Annotated in this window: 10 protein-coding genes and 1 pseudogene; 7 read left to right on the forward strand and 4 right to left on the reverse strand. The window is 65.2% G+C overall.

Features of this window, described 5'->3' with window-relative positions:
• Positions 1-55: 55 nt before the first annotated feature.
• Both fixJ and fixL read right to left on the reverse strand, forming a co-directional pair.
• Positions 56-694 carry an oxygen response regulator transcription factor FixJ gene (fixJ, locus tag HW466_RS24810; RefSeq protein WP_006493245.1) on the reverse strand — a complete coding sequence of 213 codons (639 nt, stop codon included), beginning with the start codon at positions 692-694 and terminating at the stop codon, positions 56-58.
• Positions 691-3,207, reverse strand: coding sequence for an oxygen sensor histidine kinase FixL (gene fixL, locus HW466_RS24815; protein ID WP_059450467.1), 2,517 nt, complete (start codon positions 3,205-3,207; stop codon positions 691-693). Before fixL ends, fixJ begins: the two co-directional genes overlap by 4 nt.
• Here fixL and HW466_RS32315 point away from each other — a divergent pair.
• The 4 genes and pseudogenes from HW466_RS32315 to lpdA all read left to right on the forward strand — a co-directional run.
• Positions 3,127-3,344, forward strand: a pseudogene (locus HW466_RS32315) (hypothetical protein); the annotation flags it as partial. The gene fixL and the pseudogene HW466_RS32315 sit on opposite strands and share 81 nt — an antisense overlap.
• A 136-nt stretch (positions 3,345-3,480) precedes the next feature.
• Positions 3,481-6,177, forward strand: coding sequence for a pyruvate dehydrogenase (acetyl-transferring), homodimeric type (aceE, locus tag HW466_RS24820; RefSeq protein ID WP_059450466.1), 2,697 nt, complete (start codon positions 3,481-3,483; stop codon positions 6,175-6,177).
• 69 nt (positions 6,178-6,246) lie between these two features.
• On the forward strand, positions 6,247-7,893 hold the full coding sequence (gene aceF, locus HW466_RS24825) for a dihydrolipoyllysine-residue acetyltransferase (RefSeq protein WP_059503497.1): 1,647 nt from the start codon (positions 6,247-6,249) through the stop codon (positions 7,891-7,893).
• Between the two features lie 274 nt (positions 7,894-8,167).
• Positions 8,168-9,937: a dihydrolipoyl dehydrogenase gene (lpdA, locus tag HW466_RS24830; protein WP_174905894.1), complete on the forward strand. Its 1,770-nt coding sequence runs from the start codon at positions 8,168-8,170 to the stop codon at positions 9,935-9,937.
• A gap of 220 nt (positions 9,938-10,157) precedes the next feature.
• On the opposite strand, the gene HW466_RS24835 is transcribed toward lpdA, so the two are convergent.
• Positions 10,158-10,724: a phasin family protein gene (locus HW466_RS24835; protein WP_059450463.1), complete on the reverse strand. Its 567-nt coding sequence runs from the start codon at positions 10,722-10,724 to the stop codon at positions 10,158-10,160.
• A 654-nt stretch (positions 10,725-11,378) separates the two neighbouring features.
• Here HW466_RS24835 and pbpG point away from each other — a divergent pair.
• The gene (gene pbpG / locus HW466_RS24840) at positions 11,379-12,530 is read left to right on the forward strand and encodes a D-alanyl-D-alanine endopeptidase (protein ID WP_059450462.1); all 1,152 of its coding nucleotides are present in this window, start codon (positions 11,379-11,381) and stop codon (positions 12,528-12,530) included.
• Positions 12,531-12,623: 93 nt separating this feature from the next.
• Here pbpG and HW466_RS24845 read toward each other — a convergent pair whose 3' ends face one another.
• The gene (locus HW466_RS24845) at positions 12,624-13,433 is read right to left on the reverse strand and encodes an IclR family transcriptional regulator (protein ID WP_059503553.1); all 810 of its coding nucleotides are present in this window, start codon (positions 13,431-13,433) and stop codon (positions 12,624-12,626) included.
• Between the two features lie 182 nt (positions 13,434-13,615).
• Here HW466_RS24845 and HW466_RS24850 point away from each other — a divergent pair, with 182 nt between their 5' ends.
• Both HW466_RS24850 and HW466_RS24855 read left to right on the forward strand, forming a co-directional pair.
• Positions 13,616-14,338 carry a (Fe-S)-binding protein gene (locus HW466_RS24850; RefSeq protein WP_059450460.1) on the forward strand — a complete coding sequence of 241 codons (723 nt, stop codon included), beginning with the start codon at positions 13,616-13,618 and terminating at the stop codon, positions 14,336-14,338.
• A 33-nt stretch (positions 14,339-14,371) separates the two neighbouring features.
• Positions 14,372-15,784, forward strand: coding sequence for a lactate utilization protein B (locus HW466_RS24855; protein ID WP_151004610.1), 1,413 nt, complete (start codon positions 14,372-14,374; stop codon positions 15,782-15,784).
• Positions 15,785-15,893: the final 109 nt, after the last annotated feature.

Genomic DNA, 15,893 nt, shown 5'->3' on the forward strand with positions numbered 1-15,893 from the left:
ATCGCGCGGCACGGAGGTACGGCCGGGCAGGGCTGCCCGGAGCCGCGCGCAACGTTCAGGCCTGCTTCTTCGACAGCGCGAGGCGCAGCAGATCGGCGACCGTGTTGACGTTGAGTTTTTCCATGATGTTCGCGCGGTGCGCTTCGACCGTCTTGATGCTGATCCCGAGATCGTCGGCGATCTGCTTGTTCAGGCGGCCGGCGATGATCCGCTCGAGCACCTGCTGTTCGCGCGCGGTCAGCTTCGACAGGCGCTCGCTCGCGGCGCGCTGTTCCTGGACGCTCTTGCTTTCGCTTCGGGCCTTGTCGAGCATCCGCTCGACGAGCTTGCGCAACTCGGCCTCGTCGAACGGTTTCTCGATAAAGTCCATCGCACCCTTTTTCATCGTCGATACCGCCATCGGCACGTCGCCGTGGCCCGTGACGAAGATGATCGGCAGCGCGGCGTTGTCCGCGATCAGCCGTTCCTGCAGTTCGAGGCCGCTCATGCCCGACATCCGCACGTCGAGGATCAGGCACGCGATCTGGCCGGCCTGCTGCGCCGGCTGATAGGCATCGAGGAACTGCTCGGCGCTCGAGAAGCATTGCACGCGATAGCCGTTCGCCTCCAGCAGCCAGCGCAGCGAATCCCGTACGGCCTCGTCGTCGTCGACGACGAAGACAGTTTCCTGAGTAGTGGTGACAGGGCTATTCATAGTTCTCCCGTAACGGTATGTGATGCCGATGCCTCGCGCCCCCCTTGGCCGAGATCAGCGGGTTCCCCAATGGGCAGGCTGCAGTGGAATGTCGCGCCGGAAATGCGGCCGTCCGGTTCGACATTGTTCACCACCCACAGACGCCCCCGATGCGATTCGATGATCGAACGGCAGATGTTCAGCCCCATGCCCATGCCGTCGGACTTGGTGCTGTAAAACGGTTCGAACAGGCGTTCGGCGGTCGCTTCGTCCACGCCGGGCCCCTGGTCGATCACGCGGATGTCGACGAAACCCGCGTCGATGTCGGCGACGACGCGGATCACGCCGTCCGCCGACGCCGGCTTCACGTCGGCCATCGCCTCGGCCGCGTTCTTCATCAGGTTCACGAGCACCTGCTCGATCAGCACGGGGTCGACATAAATAATAGGCATTCTTGCGAGGATTTCCGTGACGATCCGAATCCTGCGCTTCCTGGCCTCGATTTCGGCGAGCCCGACCGCGTCGGCGACGATGTCCGCGACGCGCGCCGGCTGGCGTTTCGGCTCGCTGCGCTTCACGAATTCGCGGATCCGCTTGACGATCATCCCGGCGCGCAACGCCTGCTGCGCGGTCTTTTCCAGCGCGGGCTGCAGCGTCTCCGGCGTGCCGCGGCCGCTCTTCACGAGCGCGAGCGTGCCCGAGCAATAGTTGTTGATCGCCGCGAGCGGCTGATTCAATTCGTGAGCAATCGACGACGCCATTTCGCCCATCGTCATCAATCGGCTCGTGAACTGCAGCTTCTCTTCCTGCTGGTGCGCGAGTTCCTGCGCCTTCTTGCGGGTCGTGATGTCGGTCGCGATCTGCATCTGCGCGAGGTGGCCGTCCACCCACTGGATGTACTGGCGGCGCACCTCGAACCACTTCTGGATGCTCTCGACGTACACCTCCTGCGCGTCTGCCGTGCTGCTCGTCAGTGCGGCCGCCGGCAGGCCCGCGAACGCGTCGACCATGTCGATCGAGTCGGACGATGCCTGCGCGCGGTCGAAGCCGCCGCCGGACAGCTCGAGGTGGCCGTCGGGGCGAATCCCGAACAGGTGGCGGTAGTAGCGGTTCGCGAACAGCAGCTCGGCTTCGTCGGCGGCCAGCACCGACACCGCGGCGTCGAGGCTTTCGAGCACCGTCGTGAAGCGCTCGTGCGCGGCCGCGAGTTCCTCGCGTGCGCGCTTCGGCTCCGTGATGTCGGTCATCGACGACATCCAGCCGGTCTGGCGGCCCGAGCTGTCGATCAGCGGCGACACGTAGAGGCGTGCATGGAACAGCGTGCCGTTCTTGCGCCGCACGCGCAGCTCGAAGCCCGAGCTCGGCGCCTTGCCGCGCAGCGTCATGTCGAGCTGGCGCTGCATTTCGGGATAGGCGTCGCGCGGCCAGTACGGGAACGGCGCGACCTTGCCGACGAGATCGGTTTCGTCCCAGCCGGTCATCCGGCAGAACGCGGGGTTCACGTGCGTGATGCGGCCGTGCATGTCGAGCACGCGCATGCCGATCAGCACCGAGTTTTCCATCGCGCGGCGGAAGAATGCTTCGGCGTACAGCGCCTGCTGCGCCTCGAAGCGCTGGCGCGTGTGCTTCCACAGGCTCCAGAGGCTCCACAGCACGAAGCACGACAGCCCGGCGACCAGCCAGACGAGCGTGTTGTTGGTCAGGTTCGTGAGCTGCGGGAACGCGTACACGCGCACGGTCAGGCCCTGGCCGGGCGGATCGAGCGGCAGGTCGTAGTGGGAGTCGCGCGGCAGGCGCGGGCGCGTCGACGTGGACGAGAGCTCGCGGTTGTTCGAGTCGGTGATCGAGATCTTGTACTTCGACGACAGCTCCTGCGGGATGTCGTGCTTGAGGATCCCTTCGACCGAAAATACCGCGGCGATCGAGCCGAGATATTCGCGGTCGCCGCGCATCACGGGCGTCTGCAGCGTGATGAAGCCGTTGCCGAAGTCGTCGTAGATCAGCGGCGAGTAAGCCTGGCGGCGCGTGCTGCGCGCTTCGTCGTACGCGCCGCGCACGGCGTCCTGCATCTGCGCGTCGCCGGGCTTTGCGAGCCGCTGGCCGAGCAGCGGCGGGTGCACGGTCGGCCATCGCTGCACGCCGGGCGAGGTGTACCAGTTCAGATAGAGGATTTCCGGATGCGTCTGCATCACGTCCGCGACGGCCATCTGGAATGCGTTCTGGTCGAGGCGGCCGGACGCGAGATCGCGCGACAGCGCCTGCAACTGTTCCTGCGCCCCCGTCATCGACAGGCGGATCTGCTGCTGCGCCCACGCGACGTTACGGAACAGCGTGTCTTCCTGCTGCTGCTGTTCGCGGCGATTGAGGCTCCATAGAATCAGGCTCATCACCACGAGGAACACGAGGATCGACAGCAGCGGCGTCAGCAAATAGGAGTTGGACCACCACGGTCCGTGGTGCCAGCGGGACGGCTGCGACTCCGCCGGCGGGCCCGACGGTCGCGCCGAGCGTGCGAAAAGCCGATCGGTCAACATGGCAGGATTGTAGCGCAGCGCAATACATGGAAAACCCATACCGGATATGTTGAACGGAAACGGATTTGTGTCCGCGGCGCGTGCCGCGGAGGCCCGCAGCGAGGGTGCAGCGCAGCAATATTCCGCATTACGAGAAAAGATCTCATAATTCGAAAATTTTGTTGCGCGTGGCCGTTCACGCTCATTACAATCCGTCGGAGCTTGCCCGCAGCCGGCCGCGTCGCGTCGTCTGCATGAGAGCGATCCTCACATTCCAGGACCCAGGAGACGAGAATGTCCGCTGTACCGAACGAAGTGATGAAATATGTCGCCGCCGATCGTGACGACGACCCGCAAGAAACCGTCGAGTGGCTCGAGTCGCTCGACGGCGTGATCTCCTCCGTGGGCACCGGCCGCGCGCACTACCTGATCGAAAAGCAGATCGAATTCGCCCGCATGCACGGCGAACACCTGCCGTTCTCCGCCAATACCCCGTACATCAATACGATCCCGGTCGAAGCCCAGGCGAAGATCCCGGGCGACCAGGACATCGAGCACCGCATCCGTTCGTACACGCGCTGGAACGCGCTCGCGATGGTGCTGCGCGCAGGCAAGGACACGAACGTCGGCGGCCACATCGCGTCGTTCGCGTCGGCCGCGACGCTCTATGACGTCGGCTACAACCACTTCTGGCACGCGGCGTCCGACCAGCACGGCGGCGACCTCGTGTTCGTGCAGGGCCACTCGTCGCCGGGCGTGTACTCGCGCGCATTCCTGCTCGGCCGCCTGTCGGAAGAGCAGCTCGACAACTTCCGTCAGGAGGTCGACGGCAAGGGCATCTCGTCGTACCCGCACCCGTGGCTGATGCCGGACTTCTGGCAGTTCCCGACCGTGTCGATGGGTCTCGGCCCGATCATGGCGATCTACCAGGCCCGCTTCATGAAGTACCTGGAATCGCGCGGCATCGCGAAGACGGCCGGCCGCAAGGTCTGGGCGTTCCTCGGCGACGGCGAGACGGACGAGCCGGAATCGCTCGGCGCAATCGGCATGGCGAGCCGCGAGAAGCTCGACAACCTCGTGTTCGTGATCAACTGCAACCTGCAGCGTCTCGACGGCCCGGTGCGCGGCAACGGCAAGATCATCCAGGAACTGGAATCGGAATTCCGCGGCGCCGGCTGGAACGTGATCAAGGTCATCTGGGGCAGCCGCTGGGATGCGCTGTTCGCGCGCGACAAGACCGGCGCGCTGATGCGCCGCATGATGGAAGTCGTCGACGGCGAATACCAGACGTACAAGTCGGAGTCGGGCGCGTTCGTTCGCGAACACTTCTTCAACACGCCCGAGCTGAAGGCGCTCGTCGCCGACTGGTCGGACGACGACATCTGGGCGCTGAACCGTGGCGGCCACGATCCGCACAAGATCTACGCGGCATTCCACGAAGCGACCAACACGAAGGGCGCGCCGACCGTCATCCTCGCGAAGACCATCAAGGGCTACGGGATGGGCGAGTCGGGCCAGGCGATGAACATCACGCACCAGCAGAAGAAGCTGCCGGTCGAGCAACTGAAGAAGTTCCGTGACCAGTTCCGCCTGCCGATCACCGACGAGCAGATCGCCGACGTGCCGTACCTGAAGTTCGAGGAAGGCTCGAAGGAACTCGAATACATGCGCCAGAAGCGCATGGACCTCGGCGGCTACCTGCCGCATCGCCGCCAGAAGGCGACGTCGCTGCCGGTGCCGGCGCTCGACGCGTTCGAGCCGCTGCTGAAGGGCACGGGCGAAGGCCGCGAGATCTCGACGACGATGGCGTTCGTGCGGATCCTGAACATCCTGCTGAAGGACAAGGCACTCGGCAAGCGTGTCGTGCCGATCGTCCCGGACGAATCGCGTACGTTCGGCATGGAAGGCCTGTTCCGCCAGATCGGCATCTGGAACCAGGAAGGCCAGAAGTACGTGCCGGAAGATTCGGACCAGCTGATGTTCTACAAGGAATCGGAAACCGGCCAGATCCTGCAGGAAGGCATCAACGAAGCGGGCGGCATGTGCGACTGGATCGCGGCGGCGACGTCGTATTCGACGCACGGCGAGATCATGGTGCCGTTCTACATCTTCTATTCGATGTTCGGCTTCCAGCGGATCGGCGACCTGGCATGGGCGGCGGGCGACATGCGCTCGCGCGGCTTCCTGCTCGGCGGCACCGCGGGCCGCACGACGCTGAACGGTGAAGGCCTGCAGCACGAAGACGGCCACTCGCTGCTGTGGGCCGCATCGGTGCCGAACTGCGTGAGCTACGACCCGACGTTCGGCTACGAACTCGCGGTGATCGTCCAGGACGGTCTGCGCCGCATGGTGCAGGACCAGGAAGACGTGTACTACTACATCACGGTGATGAACGAGAACTACGAGCACCCGGCGATTCCGCAGGGCGAGCACGTGGCGGCCGACATCATCAAGGGCATGTACTCGTTCAAGAAGGCCGACGCCGACGCGAAGGCTCCGCGCGTGCAACTGCTCGGTGCCGGCACGATCTTCAACGAAGTGATCGCTGCGGCCGACCTGCTGAAGAACGACTGGGGCGTCGCGGCCGATCTGTGGAGCGTGCCGAGCTTCACCGAACTCGCGCGCGAAGGCCATGACGTCGAGCGCTGGAACCTGCTCCATCCGACCGAGGAGCGTCGCCTGTCGCACGTGCAGAAGTGCCTGAAGGACACGCAGGGTCCGGTCATCGCATCGACCGACTACGTGCGCGCGCTGGTCGACCAGATCCGCGGCCAGATCGATCGCCGCTTCGTCGTGCTGGGCACGGACGGCTTCGGTCGTTCGGATACCCGCGAGAAGCTGCGTCACTTCTTCGAAGTCGACCGTCACTGGGTCACCGTCGCCGCGCTGAACGCGCTGGCCGACGAAGGCACGATCGAGCGCAAGGTGGTCGCGGACGCGATTGCCAAGTACAACCTCGATCCGTCGAAGCCCAACCCGATGACCGTTTAACGCACACCGCCGTGTGATGCCGCGCGCCGCTTCCGGGAGGGGCGCGCGCGGCCATGGAGACAGAAAAAGATGAGTCAAGCGATCGAAGTGAAGGTGCCGGATATCGGCGATTACAAGGACGTGCCCGTCATCGAGGTGCTCGTGAAGGCGGGCGACACGGTCGAGCCCGAGCAGTCGCTCGTCACGCTCGAGTCGGACAAGGCAACGATGGACGTGCCGAGCCCGGCCGCCGGCACGGTCAAGGAAGTGAAGGTCAAGGTGGGCGATTCCGTGTCGGAAGGCTCGCTGATCGTCCTGCTCGAAGGCGGCGCCGCGGCGCAGGCGAACGGCGCGGCCGCGCCGGCGGCAGCTCCGGCTCCGGCAGCAGCACCGGCCGCGGCAGCGCCGGCTGCCGCTCCCGCTGCTGCGGGCGGCACGCTCGAGGTGAAGGTGCCCGACATCGGCGACTACAAGGACGTCCCGGTGATCGAGATCGGCGTGAAGGTCGGCGACACGGTCGAGAAGGAGCAGTCGCTTGTCACGCTCGAGTCGGACAAGGCGACGATGGACGTGCCGAGCCCGGCCGCCGGCGTCGTGAAGGAAATCAAGGTCAAGGTGGGCGATTCGGTGTCGGAAGGCACGCTGATCGTGCTGCTCGACGCCGCCGGCGCAGCGCCTGCCGCCGCGCCGCAGGCGAGCGCACCGGCACCTGCACCGGCCGCTGCCGCGCCGGCTCCGGCCGCCGCACCGGCGCCCGCGAAGGCTGCGCCGGCTCCGGCTGCCGCAGCGCCGGCCGCCGCGCCGTCGGGCGAGTACCGCGCGAGCCACGCATCGCCGTCCGTGCGCAAGTTCGCACGCGAACTCGGTGTCGACGTCGCACGCGTGCAGGGCAGCGGTCCGAAGGGCCGCATCACGAAGGAAGACGTCACGAGCTTCGTGAAGGGCGTGATGACGGGCCAGCGCGCGGCACCGGCCGCGGCAGCCGCGCCGGCTGGCGGCGGCGAGCTGAACCTGCTGCCGTGGCCGAAGGTCGACTTCTCGAAGTTCGGCCCGTTCGAGGCGAAGCCGCTGTCGCGCATCAAGAAGATCTCGGGCGCGAACCTGCATCGCAACTGGGTGATGATCCCGCACGTCACGAACAACGACGAAGCGGACATCACGGAGCTCGAAGCGCTGCGCGTGCAGCTGAACAAGGAGCACGAGAAGGCGGGCGTGAAATTCACGATGCTCGCATTCGTGATCAAGGCGGTCGTCGCGGCGCTGAAGAAGTTCCCGACCTTCAACGCGAGCCTCGACGGCGACAACCTGGTGTTCAAGCAGTACTACCACATCGGTTTCGCCGCGGACACGCCGAACGGTCTCGTCGTGCCGGTGATTCGCGACGCGGACAAGAAGGGCCTCGTCGACATCGCGAAGGAAATGGCCGAGCTGTCGAAGGCCGCGCGCGACGGCAAGCTCAAGCCCGACCAGATGCAGGGCGGCTGCTTCTCGATCTCGTCGCTCGGCGGGATCGGCGGCACCCACTTCACGCCGATCATCAACGCGCCGGAAGTCGCGATCCTCGGGTTGTCGCGCGGCCAGATGAAGCCGGTGTGGGACGGCAAGCAGTTCGTGCCGCGTCTGACGCTGCCGCTGTCGCTGTCGTATGACCATCGTGTCATCGATGGCGCGGAAGCCGCGCGGTTCAACGCGTATCTCGGCGCGTTGCTGGCCGATTTCCGTCGCATCATTCTTTGATGAGCGGGGAGTGTGCTCGCGGGGGGCGTGGGTTTTTTGTCGGTGATCCGCGCCTCGTCGTTGAATCTGTTGTGCTAACGGTCTATTAGCGTCGCCCCTGCGCGGGGCGGCGGTCACTTTTCTTTGTCTTCCAAAGAAAAGTAACCAAAAGAAAGGCGCGTCCTTGGGCGGACGGCAAAGGTGGTCCTGCCCAGCGCCGCGCTCTCTTGGCAGGCCGTAGTTCATCCGCGAGTCTCTCCCTCTCTGTCTGCAGCCAATCAAGAAGGAGACAGCAATGAGTCTCATCGAAGTCAAGGTTCCGGATATCGGCGATTTCAGCGGCGTCGATGTCATCGAAGTCAACGTCAAACCCGGCGACGTGATCGAAAAAGAGCAAACGCTCATCACGCTCGAATCCGATAAAGCCTCCATGGAAGTGCCCAGCGACGTCGCCGGCACCGTGAAGGAAATCAAGATCAAGGCCGGCGACAAAGTCTCGCAAGGCACCGTCATCGCCATCGTCGAAGCATCGGCCGGCGCCGCCGCACCCGCACCTGCGAAGGCCCCCGACGCACCGAAGCCCGCAGCAGCTGCACCGGCTCCGGCCGCCGCACCGGCACCCGCGCCGCAAGCAGGCAGCTACAGCGGCGCCGCCGACATCGAGTGCGACATGCTCGTGCTCGGCGCCGGCCCCGGCGGCTACTCGGCCGCATTCCGCGCCGCCGACCTAGGCATGAAGACGGTGCTGGTCGAACGCTACTCGACGCTCGGCGGCGTGTGCCTGAACGTCGGCTGCATTCCGTCGAAGGCGCTGCTGCACACGGCGCTCGTCGTCGAGGAAGCCGAAGCGCTCGCGGCGCACGGCATCTCGTTCGGCAAACCGCAGGTCGACCTCGACAAGCTGTGCGACTTCAAGGGCGGCGTCGTCAAGAAGCTGACGACGGGCCTCGCCGGCATGGCGAAGGCGCGCAAGGTCGAAGTCGTGAACGGCGTCGGCGCGTTCGTCGATCCGTATCACATGGAAGTGCAGGGCGAGAACGGCAAGAAGGTCGTCAAGTTCAAGCAGGCGATCATCGCTGCGGGCTCGCAGGCGGTGAAGCTGCCGTTCATGCCGGAAGACCCGCGCGTCGTCGATTCGACGGGCGCACTCGAACTGCGCCAGTTGCCCAAGCGCATGCTCGTGATCGGCGGCGGCATCATCGGCCTCGAAATGGCGACGGTGTACTCGACGCTCGGCGCGGAAATCGACGTCGTCGAAATGATGGACGGCCTGATGATGGGCGCAGACCGCGATCTCGTGAAGGTCTGGGAAAAGTACAACGCGAAGCGCTTCGGCAACGTGATGCTGAAGACCAAGACGGTCGGCGCCGAAGCGAAGGAAGACGGCATCTACGTGAAATTCGAGGGCGAGAAGGCGCCGGCGGAAGCGCAGCGCTACGACCTCGTGCTCGTCGCGGTGGGCCGCAGCCCGAACGGCAAGAAGATCGGTGCCGACAAGGCCGGTGTCGCCGTCACGGATCGCGGCTTCATCGACGTCGACAAGCAGATGCGCACGAACGTCCCGCACATTTTCGCGATCGGCGACATCGTCGGCCAGCCGATGCTCGCGCACAAGGCCGTGCATGAAGGCCACGTCGCAGCGGAAGCCGCGCACGGCGAGAAGGCGTACTTCGACGCGCTGCAGATCCCGTCGGTGGCGTACACGGATCCGGAAGTGGCCTGGGCCGGCAAGACGGAAGACCAGTGCAAGGCCGAAGGCATCAAGTACGGCAAGGCCGTGTTCCCGTGGGCCGCTTCGGGCCGCGCGATCGCGAACGGCCGCGACGAAGGCTTCACGAAGCTGATCTTCGACGAGGAAACCCATCGCGTGATCGGTGGCGGCATCGTCGGCCTGAACGCGGGCGACCTGATCAGCGAAGTCTGCCTCGCCGTCGAGATGGGCGCGGACGCGGAAGACATCGGCAAGACGATCCATCCGCACCCGACGCTCGGCGAATCGGTCGGCATGGCCGCCGAGCTGTACGAAGGCGTGTGCACGGACCTGCCGCCGCAACGCAAGAAGTAACGCGACCGGCATGGCCGGCGTTGCGCCGGCCACAAAAAACGCCTCTGCCCGGATATCCGGACAGAGGCGTTTTCTTTTGCCCGCAGCCGACGGCAGTACGCCATCCGGGGCGCGTCAGCGCACATCGACGCACTCGCGACGGCCGGGCGGATGGCCGAATTCCTGGCGCCGGAACAAAAAAAGCCGCGCAGTGCGCGGCTTTCTCAGGAGCAGGGGACGCTTACGCGGCCGGCTTGCTCGAACGGCGCGATGCAGCAGCGCTCGCAGCCTTCGTCGCGACAGCGGCAGCCGCGTTGAAGTTCGTTTCGGCGATCTCGACGGCTTGCTTGGCAGCCTTCTGGACCGTTTCGTACGTCGTGTTCGCTGCGTTCAGTGCCGACTTGAGTGCGGCGACAGCCGTTTCCGAACCGGCCGGCGCGTTCTTCGCGACGTTGTCGACGAGCGCCTGGACCTTCTTGTTCTGCTCTTCGAATTGCGCTTCGGCAACCTTCGCGAACTCGGCTTGCGTCGACGACGCGATTTCATACAGATGGCGGCTGTACGACAGCACCTTCTCCGCGACCGGCTGCGACAGGCTCGCTTGCAGCGCGATCAGTTCCTGTGCGTCCTTCACCGACAGCAGACGCTGCGCATTTTCCTGGCTTTCCGCCAGCGACGACTTCACGACCTGCAGGTTGAGTTCGATCAGCTTTTCGACGCCTTCGAACGCCTTGGTCGTCAGACCGAACAGGCTCTCGAGGTTGGCTTTCTGGGCGGCGGCGATTTGCTCGGGGGTCAGCAAGGACATGTCAAGCTCCTGAAAAGCGATCGCGTCGATCGCAGGGTAAGGGGCACTACACTGGGGAACCTCGGATGCGCGTGCTTTGTGCAACGCAGCAATGAGGCCTATTTTAGGGCAGAGAAAGCGCTTGTCAAGTACTTTTTGTGCATTGCACAATCACGACAAATTATCAATAAAACAACGAGTTATCGTGACCGGTCCGGAATCGGTTTCAGACGGGTTCCCACATGGTGCGCATGCTGCCGCGCCACGCACGGCGCACCATGATCATGCACAGGTAAACCTGGCAGGCGTGTGGAACGTTATGCTTCTGTTCCTGTCGAAAAGCGCGCCGTTTCAATGCGCGTGCCGTGGCGACGTGCCGCCGCCGCGGTCGACACCGGTGCCGCTGGCACACCGAGCGCCGGGTACGTACTTTCCCCGCTTTAATTCGTCGCCAAAGTGACGTTATCTCAATTAACCGTGTGGTAATCGGGAGACGGGTGCTGTCGGGCAGCGCATCTCATCGATTTTTTCGATGGGAGCGGGAGGGTTGACCGACTCGTCGTTGGTCAATTCTTACATTCCGGTTTAACGACGATCGGTAAGTGCCTAATATTGCTCTTTTTTTCAGCTTTAACTACACTTGCGGAAACTCCCGCCCGCTTTGTCCAGACCCCAATGAAAGCCGAATCGTTTTCACCGCGCAGATTGTTGCAGAGCATGACGCTCGGCACGGCTGTGTCGGTCGCCGTCGCCTTGCTGGCGACCGCTGCGTCCGTCGCACCCGCTGACGCCTTTGCCGCCACTGCGAAGACCCACCAGGCCGCCAAGAAAGCCGCTTCCACTTCTTCGACGAAGAAGAAGACGGTGAAGGCCGCCTCCGCGAAATCCGCCAACGTCGCGTCGGCCGATGCGCCGAAGGCAACGCGCAAGCGCGCGACGCTCGCGTCGAACGTGCGCGGCCACCACGGGGCGGTGCGCAAGGTCGCGTTCCAGCCGCGTCGCCCGACGGTCGGCCAGGCGTTCGGCCTGCACGACACGCCGGACGCACTGGCGCTGCGCTCGAGCGTTGCATACGTCGTCGACCAGAACACCGGCGAGCCGCTGTTCGACAAGAATTCGCACGCCGTCGTGCCGATCGCGTCGATCTCGAAGCTGATGACCGCGATGGTCGTGCTCGACTCGAAGGCGCCGATGACCGATCAGCTCGAAGTCACCGACGAAGACCGCGACTACGAGAAGGGCACGGGCTCGCGCCTGTCGGTCGGCTCGGTCCTGTCGCGCGAGGACATGCTGCACATCGCGCTGATGGCCTCGGAAAACCGTGCCGCTGCCGCGCTGTCGCGCTACTACCCGGGCGGCCGTCCGGCGTTCATCGCCGCGATGAACGCGAAGGCGAAGGCGCTCGGCATGAACGACACGCACTTCGAGAATTCGACGGGCCTGTCGAGCTCGAACGTGTCGAGCGCGCGCGACCTCGTGAAGATGGTCAATGCGGCGTACCAATACCCGATGATTCGCCAGTTCTCGACCGACCGTACGTACGACGTCAACACGGGCAAGCGCAACCTGGTCTACAACAGCACGAACGCGCTGATCCGCGGCAACGGCTCGTGGGACATCGGCCTGCAGAAGACGGGCTTCATCAACGAGGCGGGCGAGTGTCTCGTGATGCAGGCGACGATCCATGGCCGGCCGATGGTGATGGTACTGCTCGATTCGTTCGGCAAATACTCGCGCTTCGCCGACGCCGCGCGCCTGCGCAACTGGCTCGACGCCGGCGGCGGCGAGCGCCTGACGGCGGCCAACACGGCAAGCGGCGGCACCTGATCGCGCCACGGCGGTTCGCCGCCGTACCGTCGCTGCAAAGAAAAAGCCCCGCAATCGCGGGGCTTTTTTCGTCCGGCTGCCGTGCGGCACGGGTCATGCGTGCCGTTGCAGGCCTTCCGCGTCCTTCGCGGGCTCCGGGCGGTAGCCGAGCGATTCCGAGATGGTCAGCGCAGTGCGGCTCAACTGGCCGAGCCACGCGTCCTGCAGGCGATCGGCCGGTGCCGACAGCGACAGGCCCGCGACGAGCTTGCCCGAGTCGTCGTAGATGCCGGCCGCGATGCAGCGCACGCCCAGCTCCAGCTCCTCGTTGTCGCGCGCGCACGATTGCTGGCGCACGAGCGTCAGTTCACGCTCGAGCTTCGCGAGGTCGGTAATGCTGTTCTGCGTGTGGCCGGACAGCCCGGTGCGCGTCGCGTAGGCGCGCACGCGCGACGTTTCGTCGACCGCGAGAAACAGCTTGCCGACCGACGTCAGGTGCAGCGGTGCGCGGCCGCCGATCGCGCGCACGACCTGCATGCCCGAGCGTTCCGAATACGCGCGCTCGATATAGACGATTTCGTCGCCCTGGCGTACCGACAGGTTCACGGTCTGGCCGGTCAGGCGGTGCAGCTCGCGCATCGGCATCAGCGCGGCGTCGCGTACCGACAGTCGCGCCTTCACGAGGTTGCCGAGCTCGAGCAGACGCATGCCGAGCCGGTAGGTGCCGGGGTCGGAGCGGTCGACGAGGCGACAGGTGACCATGTCGTTGAGGATACGGTGCGCGGTCGACGGATGCAGATCGGTGCGCTGCGCAAGCTCCTTCAGGCTGACGGGGTCGCTGTGCGCGGCGAGCGCGTCCAGCAACCGCATCATGCGTTCGATCACCTGGATCGACGTTTTGGAATCCGGGGTGGGTTGGCTCATGTCGGGGGAGAATCGGTTGACGCATCAAGCGGTGTTGCGTTGATTGTATCTCGTATCGTGAAAAAAGCGAACGCCGTTCGAGGAAGTCCTCGCTTCCCGCCGCGCGCTCTCGAGCGCGCGCCGGCGTTTGTCTTGTCGGCCAAACGGCGGATAATGAGAGCCGTTTTCTCGAAGGAGCGCGTATGCGAGTCGGTTTGTTCGTGACCTGCCTGGTCGACCTGATGCGTCCGGAAATCGGTTTCTCGGCGCTGAAACTGATTCGCGATGCCGGCTACGAGGTGTTCGTGCCGCCCGCGCAAACCTGCTGTGGACAGCCGGCCTACAACTCGGGCGACCGTGCGCTCGCACGCGACCTCGCCGAAAAGACGCTGCGCGAGTTCGAGCAGTTCGACTACGTCGTCGTGCCGTCGGGCTCGTGTGGCGGCATGATCCGCGCGCATTACGGCGACCTGTTCCGCGACGACCCCGAACTGATGGGGCGCTATGTGCGATTTCAGCAGAAGGTCCATGAGCTGACCGATTTCCTCGCGAACGTCGCGAAGGTGACGCTCGCGCCCGGTGAATTCACGGGGCCCGTCACCTATCACGACTCGTGCTCGGGCCTGCGCGAGCTCGGCGTGAAGGCGCAGCCGCGCGCGCTGCTCGCGCAGCGCGGCGTGGCTGTGACCGAGATGAAGGACTGCGAGCACTGCTGCGGCTTCGGCGGCACGTTCGCGGTCAAGTACGGCGATATTTCGGCGGCCATTGCCGACGAGAAGTGCGCGAATGTGCGCGCGTCCGGCGCCGGTGCGGTCGTGCTCGGCGATCTCGGCTGCATGCTGAACATCGAAGGGCGGTTGCGCCGCACCGGCGACCGCGAAACGCGCGTGCTGCACGTCGCGCAGGTGCTGGCGGGCGACGTCTGACGCCCGGGTCCGCTCACTTTTCCCGATACCGCGATGCAAGTCCAATCGATGCATTTCAAGGCGCGTGCCGGCCAGAAGCTGGCCGACCAGCGCCTGCAGCAGAACCTGAAGAAGCTGTCGACGAAGTTCGTGTCCGCACGTGCCGACGCGATGACGGCGATCGACTTCCCGGCCACGCGCGCCGCGCTGAAGGCGCGGCGCAACCGGGCGCTGGAGAATCTCGACGTGTGGCTCGAGGCATTCGAGCGCGAGGCGACGCGGCGCGGCACGACCGTGCTGTTCGCGGAAACGACCGCCGACGCCGCGCGGCTCGTCGCCGACATCGCGCGACGCCACGACGTGAAGAAGGTCATCAAGACGAAGTCGATGGTGTCCGAGGAAATGCGCCTGAACGCGGTGCTCGCCGAGATGGGCGTGCAGTCGATCGAGACGGACCTCGGCGAATACATCCTGCAGATCAACGACAACGAGCCGCCGAGCCACATCATCGCGCCCGTCGTGCACAAGGACAAGGACGAGATCGCGGATCTGTTCGCGCGCACGCACCACCGCGAGCGGCTCACCGAGATCCCCGACATGACGCGCGAGGCGCGCGAGGTGCTGCGCCCGCATTTCGTGTCGGCCGACATGGGCGTGACGGGCGGCAACTTCGTGATCGCCGAGACGGGGTCGGTCGCGGTCGTCACGAACGAAGGCAACGAAGGGATGTGCACGGTGATGCCGCGCGTGCATGTCGCGGTGACGGGCATCGAGAAGGTACTGCCGACGCTCGAGGATCTCGCGACCGCGATGCGCCTGCTGCCGCGCTCGGCGACCGGGCAGAAGACCTCGAACTATTTCTCGCTGCTCACCGGGCCACGCGGGCCCGGCGACGAGGATGGCCCGGAGCACAACTACGTGGTGCTCGTCGACGGCGGCCGCACCGGGCTGATCGGCGGGGAATTCCAGGAGATGCTGCGCTGCATCCGCTGCGGCGCGTGCATGAACCACTGCCCGGTATACCAGAAGGTCGGCGGGCACGCGTACGGATGGGTCTATCCCGGCCCGATGGGCTCGGTGCTGACGCCAAGCTACGTGGGAATCGACCGGGCGCTCGATTTGCCGCAGGCCGCGACGCTGTGCGGCGAATGCGACAGCGTGTGTCCGGCCGGTATTCCGTTGTCGCACTTGCTGCGCACGCTGCGCGAGAAACAGGTCGAGCGGCATCTGCGGCCGTGGCGCGAGCGCGCAGCGCTTGCCGCCTGGGGCTTTTTCGCGCGCCGGCCGATGTTGTACGCGCTGACGACCAAGCTCGCGGTGCGCATCCTCGAGCGGCTGGGCGGCGATGGCGGCACGCTGCGGCGCTTGCCGATGATGGGCGGCTGGATGGATACGCGCGACATGCCGACGCCGACCGGCCGCACGTTCCGCGAACTGTACGCGGCTTCGCAAAGTCACCTCGGCTGACGACTGTTCATCGAGGGACAACAGTGCGTTCGCTATTCATGTATTTATCTCGATAGGTGCGGTCTATAGAATCCTGGCTGTAGTCCCCGGAATCGGGTTCCGGGGCATG

The sequence above is a fragment of the Burkholderia territorii genome (genome assembly GCF_902833055.1).
In the GTDB taxonomy this organism is placed as follows: Bacteria; Pseudomonadota; Gammaproteobacteria; order Burkholderiales; family Burkholderiaceae; genus Burkholderia; species Burkholderia territorii.

Bases quoted from the DNA above. Each gene is read 5' to 3' on its own strand.
- HW466_RS24845 (WP_059503553.1), bottom strand. From the start codon at position 13,433: ATGAGCCAACCCACCCCGGATTCCAAAACGTCGATCCAGGTGATCGAA.
- HW466_RS24855 (WP_151004610.1), top strand. From the start codon at position 14,372: ATGCAAGTCCAATCGATGCATTTCAAGGCGCGTGCCGGCCAGAAGCTG.
- fixJ (WP_006493245.1), bottom strand. From the start codon at position 694: ATGAATAGCCCTGTCACCACTACTCAGGAAACTGTCTTCGTCGTCGAC.
- aceF (WP_059503497.1), top strand. From the start codon at position 6,247: ATGAGTCAAGCGATCGAAGTGAAGGTGCCGGATATCGGCGATTACAAG.
- pbpG (WP_059450462.1), top strand. From the start codon at position 11,379: ATGAAAGCCGAATCGTTTTCACCGCGCAGATTGTTGCAGAGCATGACG.
- HW466_RS24835 (WP_059450463.1), bottom strand. From the start codon at position 10,724: ATGTCCTTGCTGACCCCCGAGCAAATCGCCGCCGCCCAGAAAGCCAAC.
- aceE (WP_059450466.1), top strand. From the start codon at position 3,481: ATGTCCGCTGTACCGAACGAAGTGATGAAATATGTCGCCGCCGATCGT.
- fixL (WP_059450467.1), bottom strand. From the start codon at position 3,207: ATGTTGACCGATCGGCTTTTCGCACGCTCGGCGCGACCGTCGGGCCCG.
- lpdA (WP_174905894.1), top strand. From the start codon at position 8,168: ATGAGTCTCATCGAAGTCAAGGTTCCGGATATCGGCGATTTCAGCGGC.
- HW466_RS24850 (WP_059450460.1), top strand. From the start codon at position 13,616: ATGCGAGTCGGTTTGTTCGTGACCTGCCTGGTCGACCTGATGCGTCCG.